This window comes from Winogradskyella rapida (assembly GCF_042675845.1).
GTDB classification, from domain to species: Bacteria; Bacteroidota; Bacteroidia; order Flavobacteriales; family Flavobacteriaceae; genus Winogradskyella; species Winogradskyella rapida.
The window spans coordinates 1-1,062 of record NZ_JBHTKM010000046.1 but is presented as its reverse complement, the minus strand read 5'-3'; the positions used below and the strand labels follow the sequence as shown (position 1 = coordinate 1,062).

At 31.5% G+C, this 1,062-nt stretch carries 2 protein-coding genes; both read right to left on the bottom strand.

Annotated elements, in window-relative coordinates:
- Nucleotides 1-238: 238 nt before the first annotated feature.
- Nucleotides 239-529: a hypothetical protein gene (locus ACFQ13_RS06315; RefSeq protein ID WP_386115332.1), complete on the bottom strand. Its 291-nt coding sequence runs from the start codon at nt 527-529 to the stop codon at nt 239-241.
- A complete protein-coding gene (locus ACFQ13_RS06310; RefSeq protein ID WP_386115330.1) occupies nt 529-939 on the bottom strand; it encodes a hypothetical protein in 411 nt (136 codons plus the stop codon). The genes ACFQ13_RS06315 and ACFQ13_RS06310 overlap by 1 nt, the downstream gene beginning before the upstream one ends.
- Between the last annotated feature and the right edge of the window lie 123 nt (nt 940-1,062).

The following is a 1,062-nucleotide window of genomic DNA, read 5'->3' as shown; positions in this document are numbered from 1 at the left end:
AGCAGTATTGAAATTCAGAGTCATTTGCTCGTTATAGATTTGTTCTTTAAATGGCAGTTCAAATTTCATTTATAAGTTCGATTTTTAACTTGTGCACAACGGTTTTGTGTATGGTTAGTTGCGTGGTTAAGCAACTAAGTTAACAAACAAATCACAGATAGAATATTCCGCAGGAATGTTCGTAAGTCGGCAGTGAACTAGCAATTAATTATACACGGTGTTAGGCATCTGGCTTTTTTCAGATTATACTTGATTTGAATCCGTTTTCTCCAAGTAAAGCATTCAGATGAATCTTATAATCATACCATTGTGAACCATTATGATGTTCAGTTTTATCTATGTTTTTTATGAGTTCCTCAATTATATGAAAATCAGATTGAGTTGGATTATCTGTTAATTTAATCATCTCATTAATCTCTTTAGAAATTTCATATTCTGGCAGATAAAGTTTGTCATTTTTTGAATTTGACTCAAACATTCTACACATCATATTCATTCGCTCAAAATGTACTTCCGATATCTTTTTCATTAATCAGTTATCTCTGTTAAGTTTAAATCCAATTCTTTCATAACTTGGTCAATGTTAAATTCAAAATCTTTAGGAATATTTATAGTTGCTATTCCTCCAAAATCGACTTGCCAAAACCCACCACGTTTTATTAATTCGTCTCCTAAAACTCTGTAATCAGATTCTTTGTATTGAGTTGATAAAAGGAAACGTCTAGTAATAAATTCAGATTTCTTAATTATTTTGACAACTTCGTGGTTTCCATCTTCATTTATTCTCGTTTCGAATTCAGTTCCTTTTGTTAGATGACAGATGAAAAGGTCATTTTCAGTCATTCGAAACTTATTGTCAGAGATTTGTTCAACATAACAAGAAGAAGTTATTTTCTCTCTTTTATCATAAACAAAAATTTTGATTTCTTCCGTTTCCATTGGTTTTTTCAGCTTGTGCCTAACGTGTTTGTGTATGGTTAGTTGCGTGGTTAGGCAACTAAGTTAGCAAACATTTACGAACCCGTGAAAATTCCGCAGGAATTTTCGCAAGTAATGAAGAAC

Coding starts and splice junctions, on each gene's coding strand:
- ACFQ13_RS06315 (WP_386115332.1), bottom strand. CDS start 529: ATGAAAAAGATATCGGAAGTACATTTTGAGCGAATGAATATGATGTGT.
- ACFQ13_RS06310 (WP_386115330.1), bottom strand. CDS start 939: ATGGAAACGGAAGAAATCAAAATTTTTGTTTATGATAAAAGAGAGAAA.